Raw genomic sequence first — 24,693 nt, forward strand, 5'->3', positions numbered from 1 at the left:
ACTCACACCTGCATAGCAGGTGGTTTTTTTATTTGCTCCATTCCATTTCTCCTCCAAGAGAAACTACATTTCGCAAATTAGGCCTTTAGGCCATACAAAAAGATAACGCATATCAAATAATTCAACTATTTAATATGCGTTATTTATATTTTTTCCGTAAATTGCCGTCTGTTATTTATCTATTCCTATTTTAAAACCTATGAAATCATCCCTTGTGACATAGGACTGATGCAGATTATATACAAAATCGTGATCTCTTATTTCATTGTAAAATGTGACCTCACATATTTTTCCTATAAATGACGGCTGAAATACATCCCCGCCGAGAACAATACGCTTTGCATAACGATTTCCCGGTACATTCTTCATGTTTCCTACAAGCTGTCCGTTTATGTATGCATATGCTGTCTCTGTTTTTGCATTGTAGCTTACAACATAATGTGACCATTCATTTACCTGTAATTTGCATCCGCTTATATCATACCAACCATCAACCTCTTTTGAATCCCTTATACGGAATGATGAATGTCCCTCCCATGCCAAAGGAATCATACCAAAAAATCCTGTCTCGTATTTGACGTACAATGCACAGCTCCATGAGTGTTCCTCTGTCGGATATATCCACATTGATACCATAAAACTGTCACTTGATAAAATTTCATTCGGAAGTTCGATAACTTCCTGCTCTTTCTCTCCCCCCGGAAATACGAGTGCCTTTTTGTTTTTAAATATACCCGTGCCATATTTCAATTCACTAAAACCTTTCGCATCTGCCTCGATTTTTCCGTCATCAGACTTAATATCACCGTCAAGCTTAAATGTATAACTTGTATCATCATTAGCGATATACTCATTTGCAAATTTGTCAAATTCATTAAGCGGAAGCGGTTTTGCATACAAAAATCCCTGTGCAATCTGACAGCCGCATCTTACAATAAACTCTCTTTGTTCTTCTGTCTCAATTCCCTCGGTGACAACATCAAGTTTTAAGTCTTTACACATATTTATGACATTTCTCAAAACCTTTTTTCCTCTGTCATCATCCCCTGAATCATCAAGAAATTCCTTATCAATTTTTATAATATCAACCGGTAAGTCTTTTAAAAGATTGAGTGCCGAAAATCCTGAACCAAAATCATCTATTGAAACAATAAACTCTCTCTCTTTCAACATTTTAACATTTCTTATGAGTTCCTCGCTGTCCTTGACAAACACGCTCTCGGTAATTTCTATCTCAAGCTCATTGTGACTTACGCCGTACCTGTCAGCAATCTCAACCAACATATCCGGAAATTCTTTATTATAAAGATGCAGTCTTGACATATTCACCGAAACAGGAATATGCCCATATTTCTTTCCATGCCAGCTCTGTTTTATCTTACAGACCTGCTCAAACATGTACAAATCAAGTTTTGAAATGAAACCATTTTTCTCAAATAACGATATGTATATCGCCGGTGTCCTAACACCATCAACCGGATGATTCCATCTTGACAATGCCTCTGCTCCCGTCAGTTTAGTTGATATCATATTTACTTTTGGCTGCAAATACACCTCAAACTGACCGTTTTTTAACGCCTCATCCATCTCAAGTTCCATATTTCTGTTTCTCAGTATAGTCCGGTCATTTTCTCTATAAAATACATACCTGTTTTTTCCGTCATATTTGGCTTCATACATAGCCGAGTCACATTTATGTAAAATATCATCAAGCCTGAGCGATACTTTCTGCCTTGTGACTATACCTATACTGAGTGATACATTTGAAAGAATATCTTTTCTAAAATCGATATCCTGCATATTTTTTAATAATTTTTTTGCCGTACTTTCAAGTTCATCAATACCCATATCTCCATCAAGCAATGCAACAAACTCATCTCCACCTATTCTTGACGTAAAGCCAAATATATTTTCTTCAATAAGTTTTGCTATGCATATAAGAAGTTCATCTCCCATGCTGTGACCATAAATATCATTAACCCGCTTAAAATTGTCGATATCTATAAACATTGCATGAACAATTGCATCGCTTTCAAGTATATCGTAAAAATCGTAAAGTCCTCTCCTATTTGATAATCCGGTAAGATAATCAAATTCTGCCGGATATTCTCTTATTTTTCCCAACATCTTCTCGTTCTGTTTCATAGCTGTCCTCCGAAAAAAACTATATGTATATTTTACATCTTTTTTGCCAGATAAGCTACCATTTTTTTCGAGAGTTCAGTTTTCAATATGTCTGATAACCATATTTTTCATTATATGCATATTTTTTCTAAAAATGGGTTAATAATATTTTTTGTCATATTAAATTTTATTTTTTAATATGAATGGACTGCAGCTTTTTCACCGGAGGACAATTTTGAAAAAGAAAATTTATACTATAGCTTTATGGCTGCTTTCCTTAATTTTTTTTTCAACTATATCATTGTGGCTCATTTTTTCAACACATCATAAAAAGCAGCTAAAAAACCAAGCACTCACATATGAAACTTTTCAAAATAAACTATTAAAAGAAAACAGTTGGGATGATACATCTGACTGTAAATTAACATCTCAAAAAAAATCTAATAAAAAAAAGAAATTACTAAAGATAAAAAATTCTAATGCCAATTCAGGTCTTGCCGAAATACCTGATGTTGATTTTAATTCATTAAGAAAATACAATAATGATATTTATGCATGGATTCAGATTCCAAAAATAAATATCTCATATCCTGTTTTACAACATGAAAAACTTGATTATTATTATCTTACACACAACATCGACAACAGTTTTGGCTATCCCGGATGTATTTTTTCCGAAACTAACAGTAAAAAAAATTTCTCAGACGCATTAACTGTACTATACGGGCATAATATGAAGAATGGTTCGATGTTTGGCATGCTGCACCGTTTCGACAACTTTGATTTTTCAAACAAATCATATTTTATCCACATAATAACACCAAAGTCTAAGATACGCTATAAGATCGTGGCTGGTGCCACTTGGGGAACACAAAATATAATATCGTCTTTCGGCAATTCAGCAGACGGAGCACTACTGTTTTTTAATTCGGTCAACCTGAATTGTCCTGTCAGAAATACTTTAGAAATAAAACAAAATATACACAGCAGACACTCAGGCATGCTTGTTTTATCTACATGTGGAGCAAACAGTAACTCAAGATTTTTAATTATTTCATTAAAACAAAATGAATGGAGGAAATAATATTTTGAAACATAAGTCAAAAAAAGTTATCTCACTGATATTATGCTTTTCTCTCTTGTTTATCGGGATTGGAAGCCTTACTAAAAGTAAAGCTGCTGTGCCAACTTATACTGATTCAGGCAGACAGCACACTTCAAAACAAATTCTTAGTGACTATCAATACTTTACAAAAAGCACTTTTAAAGCGGGTAATCATTTTGTAGGTGCTCTTGCCTGCGGCGGCACTGCATATTTCAATTCGTTTGGTAACGGTGCGATTGTCCCGTCATATATAAAACATGTCTTACATTCCGGCAACTACAGCGGACAATACAACAGCCACTATCTTGCCAATTATCCAAAATACAAAAATCTTTTAAAGCAGCCTGCATATTACAAAACAATAATAACTCCCAACTCTTCTCTCACGGAATACCCTGATAAAAGCGGAGCATATATTGATTTTAAAAAAGCTTTTAATTCTTTAGAAGCCGAGTCCAAATCGCTTGGCAAAAATTCAAGTTTAATACTTTCCAATGAAAATCTAAAATGGGCTAAAATAGATAATCAATCCGGATATTTACTTACAATTCCATTTTCAGCTTCTGTAAAATCAGTATATATTCCGCATAAAGTGTTATATAAAGCTGATTGGATTATGATTGACGGTGTCAAAGATTTAGATGAACTTGTATCAACTGAGCATATTATTACAATAGATAAATACAATACTCTTGAAATCGGCAGCGACTATTCTTATGTAGAATCAGGTGATTACAAGAAAGCCGTATTTATTTCCACTACCAACGACGACGGAAAAACTTTTTCATTTTCAGGAAGCCATTTTGTTCAAAAAGCATATCTGCTTGATGATGCACACGGACTTAAAAACTTAAAGAAATCGGAAACAATTGAGGCAGGTCAAATGGATTTATCCGGTATGAAACTTATCTGGAACTTTCCTGACAATGATTTTCTCACATGTAAATATCTGCCAGGCCATGTTCTCGCTCCAAATGCATTCGTAACTATTAATGGCGGATGTTTTGAAGGTAGCTATATAGCTGACAGTATCTTAAATTATTGCGCAGAAGGACATTTTTATCCGTATGGAGAGGTTCCTGAATCTCCGGAAGAACCAAGCACTCCGCCAACTCAGGCTCCAACTCAGACTTCATCACCATCCGAGGAACCTACACCCGATATTACGCCGACAGAAACTCCTTCAACAGCTCCCAGTGCCACACCATCAGCAATCACTACTCCTGATGTTACACCAAGTGACACTCCAAGCCCTTCTCCTTCAGTAACTCCTACCCCGAGTGAGATTCCGACTCCTTCTCCGTCAGTAGCCCCTACTCCGAGTGAGGTTCCGACTCCTTCTCCGTCCGCTGCCCCTACTCCGAGTGAGGTTCCGACTCCTTCTCCGTCCGCTGTTCCGACTCCAAGTGAGTTTCCGACTCCTTCTCCTTCGGCTGCCCCTACTCCAAGTGAGGTTCCGACTCTTTCTCCTCCGGCTGCTCCTACTCCAACTGCTGCTCCAAGTCCGACCCCGTCAGTTGTCCCTACGCCTACACCATGGAACCCACCACCGACAACTGTTACACCAACTCCAACGGTTAAACCTACAGCTTCAGCAACTCCGTCCGCTACCCCAAATGTAACAGTTAAACCCACAACTTCAGCAGCTCCGTCCGCTACTCCAAACGCAACGGTTAAACCTACAGCTTCAGCAGCTCCGTCCGCTACTACAAACGCAACGGTTAAACCCACAACTTCAGCAGCTCCGTCCGCTACCCCAAACGCAACAGTTAAACCTACAGCTTCAGCAGCTCCGTCCGCTACTCCTGTTGCCACGACAACACCTACAGCTTCGGCTTCTGTAGCTCCTTCTGCCACTCCGGATGCTACTGCTAAACCTGTTATAAAGGCTAAATATCCACCGGCAGATGAGCCTGAACTTCCATCAGGTCAGAAAGGCTCTCCTTCTACCGGAGAAAAAAATCAAACATTACCATTTATATTGATTACAGTGGTTTCCGGTTTAGGTATTTTGTTTTTCGGTCTTAAGCTTGCAGCTCTGAAAAAAAATAACTAATGTAAAACTTAACAGTCTCAATAAATAATTTATATGATGCAAGGGTCAAAAGCAGCTAGTAATGTATGTTTACATACAAATTACTAGCTGGTGGCTTGACCCGCCAAACACCGACAAGTAGCAGATTTGCTTGCAAATATGCGGGATTGGAGGTGTTTGTAGGATTGCGAAAATTGCACAGCAATGAAGCAATCCGTGGCATTAGTTGGGGTCAAAATATCTTTTGAACCCAACATCATTTATATAGAATAATAAAAATTAAAATTAAAAAATCAGTCTGGTGTTTTTTATACATCAGACTGATTTTTTTATTTTGTAATACAGCTTTCACTGCTATAGTAATGCGTGAAAATATCAGTAGCTTCATAAACTACTCCACCTTTTGATGAAGAACAGTGACACCACACCATCTTACCGACCTTATTTTTTCCACAATAAATACCAACATGGTCAATACTTTTTTCAATATCGGTATTATATTTTTTCTTTAATTTATTTAATTTTTTTATTTGCTTATCATATTTTTTTATATTTTTCGATAACTTCTTTACATCAGACTTAATATTTGTGATTTCCACATCACATTTTTTTAATTCCTCAATATTTTTTTCCAGTTCTTTACTCTGTTCATCTTTTTTTATCTCTGTATCTTCCTGCTTCTTTTCATCGTCTGTGATGTCATCGCTTGTATCTTCCACTTCATCAACATCAATACTCGTCGACAAAATTTCCTTTTTATTTTTTTTCAATACATCTTTTTTATCTTTTATTTCTTCTATTTTTTTCGTCTTATTCTTTATTTTTTTCTTTGCAGAAGATTTTTTCTTTTTGTTTATATCTATTTTTTTGTCGAACTTTTCAATTTTTTTATCATTTGCTTCTTCTGCAAACTGTGGTTCTGAATACGATTTGCCATCTGCATCGAAATAAATCGAGCCTGTTCCGTTTCTAAGACCTATATCTCCTACTTTCAATTCACTTTTCTTTATTTTCGGCAAACCTGCTATCGCTATAGTAGAACCGAGTTCTGAAATTCTCTTTTTTTTGTATTTTGAATATACAAATTGGATAAATCCGGAACAATCAAGCTCTTTTGGCTGATTTTTTCCTGATATTTGTGCATCTGAAGGTTTTCCACCCCATAAATATGTAATCTTACCTTTATAACTCTTGGCAATTTTTACTATTTGCTCTCTCGGTTTTGGTGTTGCTGTTGGCTTTGGCGTAACAACTGCTTTTCTGTTCCTTGATTTAGTAACTTTTTTTCCTTCTGATGATGTGACATTCTCAGATGCATAAGACCCTATCGCCTGTGATGTCGCTGTAAATGCTCCTCCTGTTGCTGCATTTAAATTGTCAGATTTTTTTGCTTTATCATACGAAACAACTGAAACCGCAATTTTATCATTCTTTTTAGACTCATCTAAGACTGCCGGATTGATTGCAGAAAGACCAACAACAAGTCCAATTGCTCCAAGCAGACCATATACTGTTGATTTGCGCTTCAATTTTTCATCCTCCTTCTACCACTGTCATAATTATCTATTATATAACTTTTTCTCCAATTATGATAGCAAACTCCACTTAAAAGTTTTTATTTTTTGCATAAATAATTTAACATATTTTACCATATTTATTCTATTTTTAATATATTACTCTGAAACTTTTTTCCTCTTCATCCACACTAATATTTTTCGTTTCCATACTCTGTATATCTATATACATATCTCTGTTCAATGTCTGAAGCATTCTGTCTATAAGGCTTTCATTTCCCTGTACTTCCATCATCACAGAGCCATCATATTCATTTCTGACCCATCCCGTGAGCCCCAAAGCTGCTGCTGCATGCTTTGCATGATACCTAAAACCCACACCCTGAACTCTGCCGTAAAATCTAATCTGTCGTCTCTGCATTATTCCTGTCCTTATCTTTTTATTCGGCAACAAAAGGCACACCGAAAGTTTTCACCCCGATATGCCTCTTATTAATAATTTTATTCATCACTCGCTTTCAGACTGTAAAATCTGAAAGCATCCTTGCCTTTAGCTTAGTGTACTATATCAATGATTTTATTTATTATAGTTTACAATTTTTCCAAAATCAGCTTTAAGGCTTGCTCCACCTACAAGACCTCCATCAATGTCAGGTTTTGCAAGTAATTCAGCTGCATTTCCTGCATTCATAGAACCGCCGTACTGAATACGAACAGCATCTGCTGTAGCTTTGTCGTACATTTCTGCTACACAGTCACGAATTCCCTTGCACACTTCCTGTGCCTGGTCAGATGTAGCTGTCTTTCCTGTTCCGATTGCCCAGATTGGCTCATATGCAATAACCATGTTTTTAACCTGGTCTGCTGTAATTCCTGCAAGATCAGATTTAATCTGAAGACGAATCCAATCCATTGTAACGCCCATCTCTCTCTGCTCAAGTGACTCACCGCAGCAAAGAATTGGTGTAAGACCTGCTTCAAATGCTTTCTTTACTTTCTTGTTAAGTAAGCAGTCACACTCTTTGAAGTAATCACGACGCTCTGAATGTCCGATTATAACATATTTAACACCTGCATCTACGAGCATTGCTGCAGAAATCTCACCTGTGTAAGCACCGCTCTCTTCAAAGTACATATTTTCAGCACCTACTTCTACATTTGTTCCCTTTACAGCTTCTACTACAGGAACAATATCGATTGCAGGTACACAATATACTACATCAACATCATCATTTTTTACTAAATCTTTTAATTCGTTTACTAAAGCAACTGCCTCACTAGGAGTTTTGTTCATTTTCCAGTTGCCGGCGATAATTTTCTTTCTAGCCATTTTATCCTCATTTCTATGCCATCAATCTACAAACAGTATAAATCAATGGCATTATTATCAATAATCTTTATTATATTTTTTTCCTGAACTGCCGTTCAAGAAACGGTCAACCCGGTCTTTTATTTGTCGTCTGCTGCTACAACACCAGGAAGATCTTTACCCTCTAAGAACTCAAGTGAAGCTCCACCACCTGTAGAGATATGTGTCATCTTGTCACCAAAACCTAACTGGTTGCAAGCTGCTGCTGAATCACCACCACCGATGATTGTTGTAGCGCCTTCAAGTTCAGCCATAGCTTCTGCTACTGCAATTGTTCCTTTTGCAAAGTTTGGCATCTCGAAGCATCCCATTGGTCCATTCCAAACTACAGTCTTTGCACCCTTTACAGCGTTTGCAAAAAGTTCTGCTGTCTTTGGTCCAATATCAAGGCCTTCCATATCAGCTGGGATTTCTCCACGGCCTACTACTTTGAAGTTTGCATCATTTGAGAAGTCATCAGCTACTGTTGTATCGATAGGAATAAGAAGTTTAACACCTTTTTCCTCAGCCTTTTTCTCCATCTTAAGTGCATAATCTTTGTAGTCTTCCTCAAGAAGTGATTTACCAACTTCCTCACCGTGAGCTGCCATAAATGTATATGCCATACCACCACCAATGATAAGTGTATCAACCTTATCAAGAAGGTTCTCAATAACAGAAATCTTTGAAGAAACTTTAGCACCACCGAGAATTGCTACGAATGGTCTCTCAGGATTGTTTACTGCATTTCCGAGGAAATCAATTTCTTTCTGCATAAGGTATCCAACTACACAGTCACCCTTAACAAATTCTGTAACACCAACATTTGAACAATGTGCTCTATGAGCTGTACCAAATGCATCATTTACAAATACATCACAAAGCGAAGCAAGTTCTTTTGAGAACTCTTCTCCGTTCTTTGTCTCTTCTGCTCTGTAACGAGTATTCTCAAGAAGAATAACATCTCCATCGTTCATAGCTGCAACTGCTGCCTTTGCATTGTCTCCAACTACATTAGCGTCTGCTGCAAATTTAACTTCCTGTCCAAGAAGTTCTGTAAGTCTCTTTGCTACCGGTGCAAGTGAAAGCTCAGGCTTTGGCTCCCCCTTTGGCTTACCGAGATGTGAGCAAAGAATAACCTTTCCACCGTCAGCAATAAGTTTCTTGATTGTAGGAAGTGCTGCTACAAGACGATTTTCGTCTGTAATCTTTCCATCCTGCAATGGTACATTAAAATCACATCTAACTAAAACTTTTTTTCCTTTTACGTTGATATCATCAACAGATTTTTTATTTAACATAAAAATCTCCTCTCAAAATTTAATCAAATAATCTACATATTAAATGTAGTCTGCCTTATTATGAAAAATATAAAGGCACTTTATATAAACTGAAAAATTCATATAAAGAAAAACGAGCCCGGTCCTCTAAAAGACCGGACCCGTATATGGATCATATCCGTACAAGTTATAACTTCCAGAACTAGCTTAGCAGTTCTCTGAGAAGTACTTGATTGTTCGGAGAACAATCGCAATGATTAGCAGTTCTCTGAGAAGTACTTGATTGTTCTTACCATCTGTGATGTGTAAGAGTTCTCATTGTCATACCAAGAAACTACCTGAACCTCATAAAGGTCATCAGCTACTTTGTTTACCATTGTCTGAGTTGCATCGAAGAGTGAACCAAATCTCATTCCTACGATATCTGAAGAAACTATTTCTTCTTCATTGTAACCAAATGACTCATTAGCTGCTGCTTTCATAGCTGCGTTGATTCCGTCAACTGTTACATCTTTTCCTCTTACAACTGCTGTAAGGATTGTTGTAGAACCTGTTGGTGTAGGAACACGCTGAGCAGAACCGATAAGCTTTCCGTTAAGCTCTGGGATAACAAGTCCGATAGCTTTTGCAGCACCTGTGCTGTTAGGAACGATGTTAACTGCTGCTGCACGAGATCTTCTAAGGTCACCCTTTCTCTGAGGACCATCAAGTGTCATCTGATCACCTGTGTAAGCATGGATTGTAACCATGATACCAGACTCGATAGGAGCAAACTTGTTAAGTGCGTCAGCCATTGGAGCTAAGCAGTTTGTTGTACAAGATGCTGCTGAGATAATCTGATCACCTTTCTTTAATGTCTCATGGTTTGTATTGTAAACGATTGTAGGAAGATCGTTACCAGCTGGAGCTGAGATAACAACTTTCTTTGCGCCTGCATTGATATGAGCCTGAGCCTTTTCTTTAGATGTGTAGAAACCTGAGCACTCAAGAACTACATCTACATCAAGGTCGCCCCATGGACAATTGTTTGCATCTGGGAAAGCGTAGATTTTAATTTCTTTTCCATCAACTGTGATAGAATCTTCACCTGCTGAAACTGTGTCAGCCTTCTCATATCTACCCTGTGATGAATCATACTTTAAAAGATGAGCAAGCATCTTAGGGCTTGTTAAATCGTTGATAGCTACTACTTCATAACCTTCTGCACCAAACATCTGTCTGAATGCAAGACGTCCGATACGTCCAAAACCATTGATTGCAACTTTAACTGCCATGTTAAAATTCCTCCTAAATATAAATTTTATAATTTGTCCGGCAGGAAAGACCTGTCCGACAATTAATCATTTGAATGCAGGCTCTCGCTAAAAAATAATATCTTATGCGATATTTTCTCTTTTGCACAAACCTACCTATAAACTATTGTAACCAATTACCAAAAAAATTTCAAGATTATTTTTGAAATATCTTTTATTTTATCCCTCGGCCTTTTCCCACAAAACAATTTCTCCGCTCTCGAGTGATTCCTTTACCATTATTATTCTTTGATTGGACGAACCCCTGAATACAAGATTTAAATCTTTCAAATCGATTTTAAATTCGCCGTCAACCAAAACATCTATGTAAGACATAAATTTTTTAGTCACTTCCCAGTTTTTAAGCATGTTTTTCTTTATATCTTCCTCAAAATCATACCCTGTATAGCACCAGATTGATTTTTCCGGATATGCTTTTTTTACTTTTTCAAGTAAAGGGATAAGAGCCTCCTGATTCACCTTTTCCATAGGGTCACCACCAAGCAATGTAAGTCCCTTTATATAATCCGGTTCCAAATATTTTATAATCTCATTTTCTGCATTTTCATCAAATACATTTCCATATGAAAAATCCCATGTTTCAGGATTGAAGCACTCTTTGCAATGATGAGTGCATCCGCTCACAAACAAAGACACTCTGACACCCGGTCCGTTTGCCACATCAATTCTCTTTATATCTGCATAATTCATTGTTATCACCTTTTGACCCTTGCATCATATTATAAGTGAAGCACTCTTGAATTTATTTCCTTAGTCTTTCCTACATTCCAGAAATTCTCCCCGAGATAGCCGCATGTTCTTCTTATGACAGTCATCTTATTCTTGTCTTTGTTGTGGCACTGTGGGCACTCCCACTCAAGGTCATCATTTATAATAATCTCTCCGTCATATCCGCACACATGACAATAATCTGATTTTGTGTTAAACTCCGCATACTGTATGTTTTCATATATAAACTTGACAACATCCTCAAGAGCTTCAAGATTATTTCTCAAATTTGGTATCTCTACATATGAGATAGCACCGCCTGAAGAAATCTTCTGGAACTGACTTTCAAATTTAAACTTTTCAAATGCATCTATTTTTTCACGGACATCTACATGATATGAGTTTGTATAATATCCCTTGTCAGTTACATCTTTTATTACACCGAATTTTTTTCTGTCAATTTCTGCAAATCTGTAACACAAACTTTCTGCCGGTGTTCCATAAAGCCCGAAACCTATTCCTGTCTCAAGCTTCCATGTATCGCACGCAAGTCTGAGTCTCTTCATAAGTCTAAGTGCAAAGTTTGTTCCTTTCGGATCAGTATGACTTACTCCAGTCATAAGTTTTGTCGTCTCATAGACTCCTATGTAGCCAAGAGAGATTGTTGAATAACCGTCATGAAGAAGTTTGTCTATCGGCTCGTCTTTTCCAAGTCTTGCAATTGCTCCATACTGCCAATGTATAGGACTTACGCTTGACAGTGTTCCCTCGAGTGCATGGTGTCTTGCCATAAGTGCATCAAAGCAAAGTGCCAGTCTCTCCTCAAGCAATGTCCAGAATTTTTCCTCATCACCCTGAGCTATTATTGCAATCTGAGGAAGATTTATACTTACAACCCCCTGATTAAATCTTCCCTCAAATTTATACTCTCCGTTTTCATCCTTCCAAGGAGTAAGAAAACTTCTGCATCCCATACATGAAAATACATTTCCCTCATAATTTTCACGCATTTTCTTTGCAGATATATAATCCGGATACATTCTCTTTGCCGAACATTTTACAGCAAGTTTTGTAAGATAATCATACTTGCCTCCCTTGAGACAATTGTGCTCGTCAAGCACATATATAAGTTTAGGGAATGCCGGTGTTACATATACTCCTTTTTCATTCTTTATACCCTCAATTCTCTGGTTGAGAATTTCTTCTATAATCATGGCATTTTCTTCTATATACGGGTCATCCTTATCAAGATTAAGGAAAAGCGTCACAAAAGGTGACTGACCGTTTGTAGTCATAAGTGTGTTTATCTGATACTGTATCGTCTGAACACCTGATTTTAATTCATCATGAAGTCTGTCATTTACAAATTCTTCAAGAATATCCTCTGTTATGGTATCACCATACTTTGCCCTGTAATGTGCTTCATATTTATCATGGCTCTTTCTAAGATACTTTCCAAGATGTCTTATATCAACAGACTGTCCCCCATACTGACTGCTTGCCACTGCTGATATAATCTGTGTCATAACCGTACAGGCAACCTGAAAACTCTTTGGCGTCTCTATGAGTTTGCCATTCATAACAGTTCCATTTTCAAGCATATCACCTATATTGATAAGACAGCAGTTAAATATGCTTTGAAGAAAATAATCCATATCATGAAAATGAAGTATTCCTTCTTCGTGTGCCTTAACAATCTTTTCAGGAAGAAGCACACGCTTTGTAAGGTCTTTTGAAACCTCCCCCGCTATAAGATCTCTCTGTGTTGAAGCAATGTACGCATTTTTATTGGAGTTTTCCTCCATTACGTCTTTGTTGCTGTTTTTTATAAGGCTCATAATAGAATCATCCGTAGTATTTGCACGGCGAACCATTTCTCTTGTATATCTGTAAATTATATACTTTTTAGCCAGCTCAAATTTTCCCTCGCTCATGAGCTTCTGCTCTATCATATCCTGAATGTCCTCAACCATCATGTTGTCCACATGCTTATTCTCAATTCCGGCAACGATAGAGTCTATCTTTTCTTCATTGACCTGTTCGCTTTTATCTACTTCTGCATTAGCTTTCTGAATTGCAATAACAATTTTATTGCGATCATACTCAACTACTCTGCCATCCCTCTTAATTACCTTCATCATATTTCCTCCAATCTAAACTTGTTCCGACGTATGTCCTATGTCAAAACGCAAGACCCATTATAGCACTTGGACCTAAAAATGTCCACAATATATTGTGTTTATTTTTAATAAAATCACAAAATATTGTGGACACCCACTATTTCCTATATCTTACTGCTGTAGTATCGGCTATCCTTTGTGTGTCTTTTGACAATCCCATAATTCCTCTTATTTCATCGACCGGGATTTTTGTATACTCAGATAGTTCTTCTTTTGTCGGAACTCTTCCCATCTCTTCTGTCATATATTTTGCTGCCTCATTGAGCAGGTTTGTTCTTGCAAGCACGGCACTCTCCCAATCCTTATCCGATGTCATGCTGTCAAGCAAAGATTCAATCGAATTTGTAACTTCCATATATATAGTACCGTCTATACTCTCAAAAACCGGTTTTCCTGCCGCATCAACATAATTCTTTTTATTTTCTTCTATAACCGATATTGCTTCCAGCAGTCCGACATTCCCCTCCGCTATAAGTTCATCAACACCTATAATCTCTTTTTTTACAGCCTCCCTGTCAGAATACTTATTTGCAATATTTATAACCTGTGTCAATCTGTTTTCTATAAATTTATTTCTCGCTTCTTTATCTCCATTCAAAAACTCTGAAACCAATTTTTTCTCGTCATTATCCTCATAATAATCAAGTTTCTTTATCTCATCCATGTAAATTCTGCTATTATATTCTGCACGCTTTTTAGATAATGCCTTTTCGTCTGTGCCATTTTCCTTTTTGTCCTGCTCTTTACTTTTTTCATCGGGTTTTACTGATGTTTCTTCCTCGTCTTTTTGATTTTTGTTCTCATTCCTTAAATCAACAGCCTTTGGAATGAATCTATATCCCTCTATATTGATTCCCGAAAGTGAAAGATAATAATAGACCTGTTCAAACTGTTCTTCCGATAGATTCATATCACTCAAATATTTTTTTATTTCTTCTTTTGTCAAACTGTTATTTTGCGAAACCGCAATATTCTTAACAGCATCCAATGCCTCAATAAATTTTCCCTGGTCTGACATATAATCTCTCCTATTCTCTTAATTTTGCAAGAAAAATGGACTGCCATATGAAATTATATTCCTATTGACAATCCATTTTCATAACTTATCAATTATTTATTAAAAGTAATAATATGTATCAATAACTGTCTTGTTCAGATAGTATCTTTGACTTTTAACAAACATTATTTCTTAAATGTAATCTTGAAGCTTACTTTAAGAGTCTTCTTGAATTTTAATTTGTTAGGATCTACAGGATAGTTTGCTTTCTTAGCTGCTGTCTGTCCTTTTCCGTATACATTAAAGATTTCAAGACGATATTTGTTGTTCTTCTGATCTGCCTCAAGGTAACCCTGTTTAAGTTTGTTAGCCTTAACTTTGATAGCTTTTCCGTCAACTGCAATCTTAACATTTGAAATTTTAATCTGGCTTGCCTTGTATGTCTTCATAGCATCTACAACATCTACACAAAATACTGCTGCTTTTGTAATGCCCTCTTTTGAACCATTGATTGCACTTCTCTTAAGAGTCATAGTTACATTCTGTGAACCCTTCTTAGCTGTAACAGTCTTTGGTGCATCATACTTTCCATTGGCTGTATCCATGTTTGCTGTTACTTTCCATTTCTCATCTGCAAACATAACATATGTCTTTAATTTCTTTGCAGCACTTGCCTTCTGTGTCATTCCTGCGTTTCCTACTACTACCATTGAGAGTGCTAATGCAACTGCAACACCTTTTTTAGTAAATTTTGAAAGTCTCATAAAATTTTCTCCTCCATATTTGAATATTTTATTTTGTAATATTGTATACCATCAAATTTGAACCAATATACAATATAACTTTTTATTGTAACTGTCAACCAAGGTTTATTTTTTTTATACTTATTCACACCTTGTTCACATTTCCTATTGTATTTTAAACACCTGAAAGATAATACACAACAAAAGCGAAAGCTTTTACCCCAAAAATAAGACATTTAAAGTTACTAACCATACATATTGCAAATAACAGCTTTTTTCCTTTATCTTGCAAGTATTTTTGTTATCTTTGCTATATACATGGTATGGTAATCTTTGTCCTTATACCATGTATCATCTATAGTTTTGTCCAAAAAGTCCTTTGGCTCTATATCTGTCTGTGACATAACCTCACAAATAAATACAAGTTTTGCTTCATCTATATAAGGTACCCCGTCACAGTAATCAACCTTTACTTTCGCTGCTTTCATCTTATCCTCATCACGTCCTGAAACAGTTCCAAGATACTTCATATCCCTGCGGTACTCTTCTCCCGGAAAACTAAGAGAAAACTTTCCCTCCCTGTCAATAAATTCTTTTGTAAATCTGCTCTGTCTGATAAATACAAATACGGAATCTTTTCCCCACATTTCACCGACTGCTCCCCATGAGGCGGTCATGGAATTAGCTTTCTCTTCATTGCCGGCAGTAACAAGCATCCAGTCCTTTCCTATCTTTTTAAACGGATTCATGTCCATATAATCAATTGAAACTTCCTGAAAACTATGCATTTTAATTCCTCCTAAAATCTTTTTTATATATATTACCACAAATCTTACTAAAAATATGACTTTTTCATGCCTTTTATGCTCTTTTTTCATAATTTTTAAAATAGTTGTTTTGTCCGCTGCATAATGCTATACTAGTAATCATCATTATATACATTAATTTTTTTAATTTATAATCGGAGGCGGACATCAAGAATGAAAGTTGAAATGCATACACATACAAGTGAAACAAGTCCTTGTGCTCATATAAATGCTAAAGATGTTTTAAAATTATATAAAGAAGCCGGGTATGACACCGTTGTTATCACTGACCATTACAGTAAATGGGCTATTGAACAAAGTGGTGCAAAAACACCCGATGAAATGATTTACCACTTTTTAAAGGGTTACAGAGCGGCTTTAAAATATTCAAAAAAAATCGGCATAAATGTACTGTTGGGATGCGAAGTCACTCTGACTGAAAGTCCAAATGACTATCTGCTCTATGGTGCAGATGAAAGTTTTTTCTTCAAGCATAATTTTTTGTATAATCTTTCAATAGAAGAATTATCGGAACTATGTCACAATGAAGGTATTCTTATCATTCAGGCACACCCCGGAAGAGCGTATTGTGAGCCTGTAAATCCTGTTCTTCTTGACGGTGCCGAGGTCTATAACGGAAATCTAAGACACGACAGCAACAATGACAAAACTTACGCATGGGCATATGAACACGACCTTATCATGACTTCCGGAAGTGATTTTCATGAAAAAGAAGACCTTGCGCATGGCGGAATCATTACCGAACACGAAATAAAAACAGAAGAACAGCTTATAAAAACACTACTATCCGGCAACTATAGTCTTATAACACCTGCCGAATAAAATCTGTCAGCATAATAAAAATATGAGAATTAACATGAACACTATGAATGATAACCCCCACGACAAAGAAATTAATTTTTTTTCAAAAATAATAAGAATTGTAACTTTTATATACACAAATACCACTAAACTTATGTCATATTTTAAAAAAACTGCTTTATCTGCATTCGCAGGGCAGGCAGCTTTTTTTATGATGCTTTCATTCTTTCCGTTTTTTATGTTTTTACTTTCTCTTTTAAGGTACACTCCTTTTTCCGAAAATACACTTCTTGAACTTACATCACCTTTTGTTCCTGCTTCTTTCAGAGATTATCTCGGAAACATAATAGGTGACATATACAATATTCAGACAAACGCAATTTTGCCCGCTACTATTATTATAGCTGTCTGGCTTGGTTCTAAAGCATTCCTATCACTTATTCAGGGACTTAATTCCGTTTACAGCCTGAATGAATCAAGAAATTATGTCATTATAAGACTATACTCTTTTTTTTACACAATAATATTTGCTGTTCTGATTATAGTAATGTTAACCGTCATCGTCTTTGGAAATAAGCTTTATTATTATATAAGACAGCATTTTCCGTTTACAGAAAAGCCTCTCGCATCAATAATAAACATGCGTGCCATATTAAGTCTTATAGTTCTTTTTCTTTTTTTCTGGCTTTTATATGTTATACTGCCAAACAGAAAAACTAAATTTTCAAAACAATATCCCGGTGCCATTGTCGCAAGTTTTGGCTGGCTTGCCTTTTCATATGTTTATTCGTACTATGTAGACAACATAAGCAACTACTCTAAGTTTTACGGCACAATGACAACCGTTGCACTCCTGATGTTATGGCTCTATGCATGTATGTATATACTTTTTCTCGGAGGGCTTCTCAATCACATTCTTGAAAAACTGCATTTTAGACATAAGTCATGACTTTTCATGACTTTTTTAATAATCTTTTAAAGTAACTATTTTTACGCCTGAAAAATAATGATGCAGTATCTGTCTGTAATCATTTCCCTGCTTTGCCATATTTCCGGCTCCACTTTGGCTCATGCCTGTTCCATGCCCAAAACCTCCTCCTGTTATATTAAATGCTCCCGAAGTTTTATCTATATAAAACGCCGCACTCGGCAGCATGAAATATCCGTTCATGCTGTCACCATATCTGCGCTTTATCGTTTCATATACCGGTGCAAGAACTTTCCTTATATTATATTGATTATTTACTTTGTAAGTATTTAATGTTCCCGTTATGATAATCTGCGACGCCATACCGCTCTTTTCACGCTTACTAATTTTTATATCAGTTATTTTGCCTGTTTTAAAAACAGAACTCTTCTTATATTTTCCGTTTTTTGTTTTTGTAAGAACATTCTCATTATTTGAAAGATAACATGAACTAAGAGCTGAATCTATGCGATTTCTCAAACTTTTTTCTTTGATTATAACTGACCAGCGATACCACTCTTCATTGCTGTCATATGTCTTACATGACTCATTATTCATAAAGTTTCTAAATGTAGATTCATTTGATAAATCATAGCCTCTTACCCCTGTTTTTCTTTTTGATCTCTGTGTTATCTGAAAACGGCTGCTAAGATATGATATCTGTGACGGTGTGTTCCACACATCCTGACCGTCAGCCGTATATCCCCATGATGTCGAAAAATAATATGCAGTAATAACATCTCCCGACTTTTTCATAACATCTCCAAATGTTGAATCAACAGCTTTTCTCGATTTTTCATTTTCAGGTATATTGTTGTACACCTGACAAGCCACACTGTCATCAACATCTGCTCCATACTCTTCATATTTATCTGCTTTCATCTGATTGTAGGCATAACTTCTTGCACAAACCGCCTGAGCCTTCAATGCCTCAATGTTGTTCCCAGTTGACATCTCACTTGGAATAACCGCATAAAGATACTGTTCAACCGGAAGTGTATTTGTAAGAATAAGCCCTTTGGATTTATATTTTATTGTCATTGTTCCGCGATAACCCGGATGTCCCTCAAGTCTTTTTATACTGAGAACTTTTACTTTGCCTCCGCTATATGAACCAATAACGATTTTTTTTCCTTTTAGCTTTTTGTCTGCTGCCTTAAATTCAATTTTCTTTCCGGCAGGATAAGTCTTTGTCTGATTATTTATCTTTACATAAAAACTTTTTGATGAAGTAATTTTTATACTGTTGTGAAACATATCCGAAAAATCACTGTTTGTTATAAGCACCCTTATCGGTCTGCTTCCCTCAGGATTTGCCGCAATATGCGTGATTTTCTTTTTCTTTTTTTTGCCTGATTTCTTTTTTTTCGACGTACTCTTTTTCTTTGCCGGTTTTTTTGCAGCCTCAGCATCTGTCCTATCCGATTTTTTTTGTACACTGTTTTCATTTACAGCTTTAGTACTTTTTCCCTTTCCATCCCCAAAATATCCCTCTATATATGCCTGCATTACAACACAAATAAAAACCATGATGCTTATCACAGCTATTATGATAAGCATCTGTTTTTTATTTTTTAAATTCCCATTCTTCCTCTTTTTCATCCTTTTCATTCCCATCTTATTATTTCTTATACATCACTTTTACTTGCCCGAAGCCGTTGTTTCCGGTGCTGATGACGGAGAAGCCGTTGCCTTAGCTTCAGCTTTTAATTCCTTTTTTGTAGTCTCAAAGTCAGATGTAAACGTTGATGCAATCATATAAATTTTCTTTACCTCATCATCAATGTAAACGTATCTTCCCTCTCCAGCTACCGATTCATCTCCTATAGTCAACGTCTTTTTATTGCCGTCATTGTCTGTAATATCTACCTGTAATGTCGGCTCTTTAAGTCCATACTGTGACAAATCAGTACAGTCAGATGTAACATTGGCTGTGGCAGACATCTCTTTTACATCATCAATCAAGGTCTCTACCTTGCTCTGGTCAAGACTGTACTTTGTATCATCACTTAACACCCATTTATTTTTCTGCTTTACAAAAGTAAGTTCGGCTGTACTGTTTTTAAAATGAAAAGATTTAATATCCGCATCCTTTATCGTATAAAGACTGATATTTGTCTCCGCTTCTTTTTCAGTCTTATCCTTGTACCTTGTAACAACAAAAAAACTTATAACCAATGCTAATAGGAGAACACATAATCCGACAATTGTCAATAACTGTCTTTTTTGTTTAGACACTTTTTTACCCATTCTACCCCTCCTTTACTTTCTTCTTCTGCTCATCCAGATTATAAATCCGGTAATCAAAAGACCTCCGGGTATCAATATGATTACTACTGTTGCCCATAAAATCTGTGTTCCCTGTGTAAGTGAAACATATGAATATGAAAGACTCTTTGCATTTATTGAGGTCTCCTCAACATCTGATGCAGACATTGACTTAACCGCATTTGACAATAGTGAACCATTGTCAAACTGATTTGTTGAGATTACATCATCCGAAAATGCGTATGCTGATGCATATACAACAAGATTTGCACTCTTATCATCATCAATCTTATCTGTCACCGATACACCAATATCAAACGGTCCGTCTATATCACCCTTTTCCTTTACTGCCTTTCCTGACGACGGGTCTAATTTAAGATATGAACCTTTTGATGTTGTTGCAAGTTCTGTTATTGTAAGTGATTTTCTTATGTTTTTGTCAGAAAGTTTTGATATTCCAACAGGCACCGGCATTATAACAATTCCCGATACATCTGCTGTTATTTCACTTGATGAATCAACTGTCGGAATGACATAACTTGTATAAGTAGAATAATTTCCCTGTGTCTCACAAACCATACCAATCTGCTCGTTGAGTCCGTAATATTTAAGCAATGCTCTTAAATTTGGTGTATCTTTTGTTCCATATTGAAGATTTATTACTGCATTTCCACCTTTCTTCATATATGCAAGAATTTTATTCTTTTCTTCTTTACTTATGTCCTTTGTCGCTCCGTTTATGAGGAGAATGTCACAGTCAGATGGCACTTTATCCTCAGAATAAAGAGTAAGTTCATCCGTTTCAATATTCATTTTGCTAAATGAAGCAGACATTGTTGTTCCTACTTCAAGTTCATCATGCCCTTGGAGAATATACATTTTTGTCTTTTTCTCTGCAAGTACTTTCTGGATTGCTGATGTTATCTTTCCTTCAACATCAAGATACTGCGTCTGTGAATATGTCGAATAATCCGTATTGGTGTAATACATATCCGTATTCTGCACATATGACGAACTCTTTGTAGAATTATTCACAACGATAACGTCATTCTGTGCAATAGAGCCTGACTCGCTGTCTGACAGATATTTGCTCGCAAATCCCGGATTTACAACTGGGTCAATCTTTTTGAGTTTGACTTTTGATGATACCTTTGGATACTGTTTAAGTACCTTTTCAATATAATCTGTTTCCTTGCCGTTACTAACCATATAATAAAGCGTTACATCATTTTTCGCCGACTTCAGTGCTTTCTTTGTATCCTTTGATAATGTAAATAAACTGTTTGAACTTAAATCCGTACTCAAATCGAGTTTTCCAAACACAAGATTTACCACAACTACTATCGCTATCACAAGAACAGTGATAAACGAACTATATGCTCCTGATTTAAATTTTCTATTTGTAAATGATTTTTTTATTCCTCCGGAACTCTTTTTTGTTTTAACCGCTTTTAATCCTTCACTCATTTTTGCTGCTCCTTTCTAATTAAAACGCTTTTTCTTAATCATCTGAATTGTGAGGAATACAAACAAAAATGCTATCGAAACATAATAGACTATCGCATCATAGTTTAATATTCCAAGACTAAAATCATCATATCTTGTAGACAGTGCAAGCGTATTTAATATATTTGTGAGCAGGCTTTCATATAATGAAGATTTTACTGCATATACAATCCATATTGCTGCTTCTCCGATAACTGCCATCATAATAAGTATCGTTACATTATTCATCATATGATAAAAAACAAAACATATGACAAGCCATAATACTGCTATCATCACACACTGTGCTATTGCATCCGTTGGAAGCAGACTTGTAATATTACTCAAAAGGAATGTGAGCAAAAGTGTGATAAAACTTACAACAGATGCAATCACCTGACTTTCAGTAAGTGATGAAATAAAAAGACCGATTGCTATTGTTGCCGCACCTAAAAGATAAAATCCTATAATACTGCTGTATGCAGGTGCAAGTCTGACATCTGTTCCATACATGTGTATAATCAATGGATATATGCATATCGGAATAAATGCACATGAAAAGAGTGTCATAACGGCAAAATATTTACCGATTATTATCTTTGTAAGTGATATTGGTGCCGTGTAGAGCAGCTGGTCTGTTTTCTGCCTGTTCTCTTCCGCAACTATTCTCATTGTAAGTATAGGTATAAGCAGCACATACATAAATGATATACCGCCAAGCGTCACCTCAAAATTTCCAAGTCCGCCTGAAAAGTTGTAAGCCCATGTATATATTCCTATGATAACGAGGAAAAATGCAAGAAACACAAAACCTATCATTGAATTAAAATATTGTCTCAACTCTTTTTTATATATTGCAAGCATTATTCTTCTCCTCCTCTCACATTTGAATTTTCGTCTGTCTCCACTTGCCTCTCTTCATCAGTTTTTTCGACAGTGGATTGTTCATCATTATTTATGTCCTGCTGTTCAATGTCTCCGTCTGATGAATTTTCTTTTTCGTTTTTATGTCCACTCTTAAGTTTTTTTAGCTTTCTTCCGCCATATTGCTTTGAGCCGCCTTTTGTCAGTGCAAGGAATGCATCCTCGAGTGATGTATCAAGCTTATTCATCTCTATTACCGGACACTCTGCTTTTGCAAGCGCATAGAACAATTCAACTCTTATATCTTCATCCTCGGCACAATAAATTGTAAGACCAATTGTCTCCTTTTCATTATCATTTTCATTGTCCTTTTCATTATCATAAGATACATTTTTAATGCCTGAAACTGTTCTTAATGCTTCTTTTAGTTTTGTCTTGTCACCTTTAACAATAATATGAACACCATTCGTATCAACCATTTTCTTTGTTATGTTTTCAGGTGTGTCTTTTGTTATCATTTTTCCTTCATTTATGATAATTATCTCATCACAGACAGCACTTATCTCCTGCATGATATGTGAACTTAAAAGTACCGTATGATTTTTGCTGAGCTCTCTGATAAGCTCACGCATCTCTATAATCTGGCTTGGGTCAAGACCTACAGTCGGCTCGTCGAGAATAAGAATATCCGGATTTCCAATCATTGCGCCTGCAAGACCTACTCTCTGTTTATAACCTTTCGACAGATGCTTTATAAGCCTTTCCGAAACATCAAGTGTTTTTGTTTTCGACATTATCTTATGCACTTCAATGTCTCTTTCTTTTTTAGGAACTTTTTTCAAATCAGCAACAAATGAAAGATACTCTCTTACTCTTAGATCAGGATAAAGTGGTGGAATTTCCGGAAGATACCCTATATTCTTCTTTGCAAGTTCAGGTTCATCCATAATATCAATACCGTCGATGAGAACCTCTCCCTCCGTCGGTGCAATATAACCTGTTATCATATTCATAGTAGTTGATTTTCCTGCACCGTTTGGTCCCAGAAATCCAACAACTTTTCCTGTTTCAACAGTAAATGAAAGATTGTTTACCGCAGCATGTGAACCATACTTTTTAACGAGATTTTTTACTTCAATCACTGTACTTACCTCCTGTTTTTTGTATACAAAAGAGAATAACATAAGATTGTCAAGATTTTGTGAACACAAATAAATTTCGATGTGCCTATTATGCTGACAGTATTAGATTTTTGCATTTCAAACTAATATAATATTTGTGTGCACATTTAATAGTGCAAATTACTACGAAAGGAAAATAAAAAAATGAAGTATTGTGAAGAATGTGGTGCAAAACTTGAAGACGATGCCATCTTTTGTGAAGAATGCGGTGCAAAGCAGTCTTCTGTTGTTTCTTCTGAACCAAATCAAGACATATCTCATAAACCTTCAGATATTTCCGCCAGTGCAGGCAGCACACCGATACAAAACCAGAACAAAAATCAAAATCCTGTTTTTGAAACTCCTGCTGCTCCTGCAAAAAAAGCTTCATCAAAGACTGCTGTGTATATATCTGTTATTGTTGTATGTCTTGCGGTGATAGTCGGTGCAGTTTTTTTACTTTATCCAAAGTTTATAAAAAATAATAATAAACCTGCAACAGAAATATCCAAACAAGACGATTTCAAAAAATCAGCACAGGGAATTGCAGACGAGCCGACAGCTACGCCGGAGATAACTGAAGCACCTACCGAAAAACCAACAAAAAAACCTAAGAAAAAAGTCAAAAAAACACCTGAGCCGAATGATTATGACGATGACTACTCAGATGAGGATGACTATGACGATTCAGATGATTATGACTATTATGATGAATATATAATTCCTGACTCAGATGTCCGTAAAATCACAAAATCTGAAGTTCTTGCTCTTTCCAAAGAGGAACGCTGGATTGCCAAAAATGAAATATATGCAAGGTATGGAAGAATGTTTAATAATCAGGATTTACAGGAATATTTTGACGGCTTAGACTGGTATATTCCTACAACTTCACCTGATGATTTTGACGAGAGTGTATTTTCAAAAGTAGAAAAATACAATGTACGTCTGTTAGCAAAATATGAAAATCAATAACG

The 24,693-nt window shown here is 36.0% G+C and carries 21 protein-coding genes; 5 read left to right on the top strand and 16 right to left on the bottom strand.

From position 1 onward, the window contains the following. Positions 1 to 171: 171 nt before the first annotated feature. Positions 172 to 2,145, bottom strand: a complete 1,974-nt coding sequence (locus ACZLXV_RS04415) for an EAL domain-containing protein (protein WP_482382620.1) — start codon at positions 2,143 to 2,145, stop codon at positions 172 to 174. A 214-nt stretch (positions 2,146 to 2,359) separates the two neighbouring features. Here ACZLXV_RS04415 and ACZLXV_RS04420 point away from each other — a divergent pair, with 214 nt between their 5' ends. Both ACZLXV_RS04420 and ACZLXV_RS04425 read left to right on the top strand, forming a co-directional pair. Next, complete coding sequence (locus tag ACZLXV_RS04420; protein WP_482382621.1) at positions 2,360 to 3,208, top strand: class B sortase; 849 nt, start codon at positions 2,360 to 2,362, stop codon at positions 3,206 to 3,208. A 4-nt stretch (positions 3,209 to 3,212) separates the two neighbouring features. Beyond that, positions 3,213 to 5,285, top strand: coding sequence for a collagen-binding domain-containing protein (locus ACZLXV_RS04425; RefSeq protein WP_482382622.1), 2,073 nt, complete (start codon positions 3,213 to 3,215; stop codon positions 5,283 to 5,285). Between the two features lie 308 nt (positions 5,286 to 5,593). Here ACZLXV_RS04425 and ACZLXV_RS04430 read toward each other — a convergent pair whose 3' ends face one another. From ACZLXV_RS04430 to ACZLXV_RS04475, 10 genes are all read right to left on the bottom strand, one after another. Next, positions 5,594 to 6,793: a C40 family peptidase gene (locus tag ACZLXV_RS04430; protein WP_482382623.1), complete on the bottom strand. Its 1,200-nt coding sequence runs from the start codon at positions 6,791 to 6,793 to the stop codon at positions 5,594 to 5,596. 136 nt (positions 6,794 to 6,929) lie between these two features. Then, a complete protein-coding gene (locus ACZLXV_RS04435) occupies positions 6,930 to 7,199 on the bottom strand; it encodes an acylphosphatase (RefSeq protein WP_022224464.1) in 270 nt (89 codons plus the stop codon). Positions 7,200 to 7,355: 156 nt separating this feature from the next. Next, positions 7,356 to 8,108, bottom strand: coding sequence for a triose-phosphate isomerase (tpiA, locus tag ACZLXV_RS04440; protein WP_482382624.1), 753 nt, complete (start codon positions 8,106 to 8,108; stop codon positions 7,356 to 7,358). A 119-nt stretch (positions 8,109 to 8,227) separates the two neighbouring features. Further along, positions 8,228 to 9,427, bottom strand: a complete 1,200-nt coding sequence (locus ACZLXV_RS04445) for a phosphoglycerate kinase (RefSeq protein WP_022224462.1) — start codon at positions 9,425 to 9,427, stop codon at positions 8,228 to 8,230. Between the two features lie 236 nt (positions 9,428 to 9,663). After that, on the bottom strand, positions 9,664 to 10,680 hold the full coding sequence (gene gap, locus ACZLXV_RS04450; protein ID WP_022224461.1) for a type I glyceraldehyde-3-phosphate dehydrogenase: 1,017 nt from the start codon (positions 10,678 to 10,680) through the stop codon (positions 9,664 to 9,666). 198 nt (positions 10,681 to 10,878) lie between these two features. After that, positions 10,879 to 11,409 carry an anaerobic ribonucleoside-triphosphate reductase activating protein gene (gene nrdG / locus ACZLXV_RS04455; protein ID WP_022224460.1) on the bottom strand — a complete coding sequence of 177 codons (531 nt, stop codon included), beginning with the start codon at positions 11,407 to 11,409 and terminating at the stop codon, positions 10,879 to 10,881. 29 nt (positions 11,410 to 11,438) lie between these two features. Then, positions 11,439 to 13,565, bottom strand: coding sequence for an anaerobic ribonucleoside-triphosphate reductase (gene nrdD / locus ACZLXV_RS04460; protein WP_022224459.1), 2,127 nt, complete (start codon positions 13,563 to 13,565; stop codon positions 11,439 to 11,441). 139 nt (positions 13,566 to 13,704) lie between these two features. Further along, the gene (locus tag ACZLXV_RS04465; protein ID WP_482382625.1) at positions 13,705 to 14,625 is read right to left on the bottom strand and encodes a sigma-70 domain-containing protein; all 921 of its coding nucleotides are present in this window, start codon (positions 14,623 to 14,625) and stop codon (positions 13,705 to 13,707) included. 164 nt (positions 14,626 to 14,789) lie between these two features. Then, entirely contained in the window at positions 14,790 to 15,368 is a 579-nt protein-coding gene (locus ACZLXV_RS04470; protein WP_022224457.1) for a hypothetical protein, read from the bottom strand. Positions 15,369 to 15,628: 260 nt separating this feature from the next. After that, positions 15,629 to 16,135 (bottom strand): flavin reductase family protein, encoded by a 507-nt coding sequence (locus ACZLXV_RS04475; RefSeq protein ID WP_022224456.1) that lies wholly within the window; start codon positions 16,133 to 16,135, stop codon positions 15,629 to 15,631. A 192-nt stretch (positions 16,136 to 16,327) separates the two neighbouring features. Here ACZLXV_RS04475 and ACZLXV_RS04480 point away from each other — a divergent pair, with 192 nt between their 5' ends. Both ACZLXV_RS04480 and ACZLXV_RS04485 read left to right on the top strand, forming a co-directional pair. Continuing rightward, positions 16,328 to 16,996, top strand: a complete 669-nt coding sequence (locus tag ACZLXV_RS04480; RefSeq protein WP_482382626.1) for a PHP domain-containing protein — start codon at positions 16,328 to 16,330, stop codon at positions 16,994 to 16,996. Between the two features lie 34 nt (positions 16,997 to 17,030). Further along, a complete protein-coding gene (locus ACZLXV_RS04485) occupies positions 17,031 to 17,924 on the top strand; it encodes a YihY/virulence factor BrkB family protein (RefSeq protein WP_482382627.1) in 894 nt (297 codons plus the stop codon). 15 nt (positions 17,925 to 17,939) lie between these two features. Here ACZLXV_RS04485 and ACZLXV_RS04490 read toward each other — a convergent pair whose 3' ends face one another. From ACZLXV_RS04490 to ACZLXV_RS04510, 5 genes are read right to left on the bottom strand one after another with little or no spacing between them, the layout of a single operon-like run. Next, positions 17,940 to 19,544 carry a SpoIID/LytB domain-containing protein gene (locus ACZLXV_RS04490; RefSeq protein WP_482382628.1) on the bottom strand — a complete coding sequence of 535 codons (1,605 nt, stop codon included), beginning with the start codon at positions 19,542 to 19,544 and terminating at the stop codon, positions 17,940 to 17,942. A 39-nt stretch (positions 19,545 to 19,583) separates the two neighbouring features. After that, on the bottom strand, positions 19,584 to 20,192 hold the full coding sequence (locus ACZLXV_RS04495; RefSeq protein WP_482382629.1) for a DUF4340 domain-containing protein: 609 nt from the start codon (positions 20,190 to 20,192) through the stop codon (positions 19,584 to 19,586). Between the two features lie 12 nt (positions 20,193 to 20,204). Further along, positions 20,205 to 21,677, bottom strand: a complete 1,473-nt coding sequence (locus tag ACZLXV_RS04500) for a Gldg family protein (RefSeq protein WP_482382630.1) — start codon at positions 21,675 to 21,677, stop codon at positions 20,205 to 20,207. Between the two features lie 15 nt (positions 21,678 to 21,692). After that, positions 21,693 to 22,559: an ABC-2 transporter permease gene (locus tag ACZLXV_RS04505; protein WP_022224451.1), complete on the bottom strand. Its 867-nt coding sequence runs from the start codon at positions 22,557 to 22,559 to the stop codon at positions 21,693 to 21,695. Beyond that, positions 22,559 to 23,701 carry an ABC transporter ATP-binding protein gene (locus ACZLXV_RS04510; RefSeq protein WP_482382631.1) on the bottom strand — a complete coding sequence of 381 codons (1,143 nt, stop codon included), beginning with the start codon at positions 23,699 to 23,701 and terminating at the stop codon, positions 22,559 to 22,561. Before ACZLXV_RS04510 ends, ACZLXV_RS04505 begins: the two co-directional genes overlap by 1 nt. Before the next feature lie 183 nt (positions 23,702 to 23,884). Here ACZLXV_RS04510 and ACZLXV_RS04515 point away from each other — a divergent pair, with 183 nt between their 5' ends. Then, the gene (locus ACZLXV_RS04515) at positions 23,885 to 24,691 is read left to right on the top strand and encodes a YARHG domain-containing protein (RefSeq protein WP_482382632.1); all 807 of its coding nucleotides are present in this window, start codon (positions 23,885 to 23,887) and stop codon (positions 24,689 to 24,691) included. Positions 24,692 to 24,693 lie beyond the last annotated feature (2 nt).

The organism is Butyribacter sp., assembly GCF_056818865.1.